The sequence below is a fragment of the Streptomyces sp. NRRL B-24572 genome, from assembly GCF_002156145.1.
GTDB lineage: Bacteria > Actinomycetota > Actinomycetes > Streptomycetales > Streptomycetaceae > Streptomyces > Streptomyces vietnamensis.
In genome coordinates this window covers 1-379 of sequence record NZ_MWIG01000841.1, presented here as the reverse complement: position 1 = coordinate 379, position 379 = coordinate 1, and the positions used below count along the sequence as shown (strand labels likewise).

1 pseudogene is annotated in these 379 nt (G+C 69.4%); it reads left to right on the top strand.

Going from position 1 to position 379, the window contains the following annotated elements:
* Positions 1 to 47: 47 nt before the first annotated feature.
* Positions 48 to 379, top strand: a pseudogene (locus CCN56_RS36975) (AraC family transcriptional regulator); the annotation flags it as partial.

Genomic DNA, 379 nt, shown 5'->3' with positions numbered 1-379 from the left:
GCGGTGACCCCGAGACCTACATGCTGGGGCTGATCCAGCGTGCTCCCATGCAGGTCGCCCAGAAGCGCGAGAGCCTGGCCGTTCGGGCGGGTGAGCTGGTGCTGTTCGACACCTCCTACCCTCTGGAGGCAGTGTTTCCGGACCACGGGCACCACGTCGGGGTCACGATCCTGCGACTGCCGAGGGCGTCGATGCCGCTTCCCGGCGACCAGGTCGACCGGCTGCTCGCCCAGCCGTTGTCCACGCGCAGTGCCACGGGTTCTCTCCTGAGGCATCTCATGGGATCCGCGCTCGGGCAGGTCGCGGACCAGTCGCAGACGGAGAACCAGCGCCTGGGCACGATCGCCGTCGACCTGGCAGCCGCCTTCCTCGCCGGCCA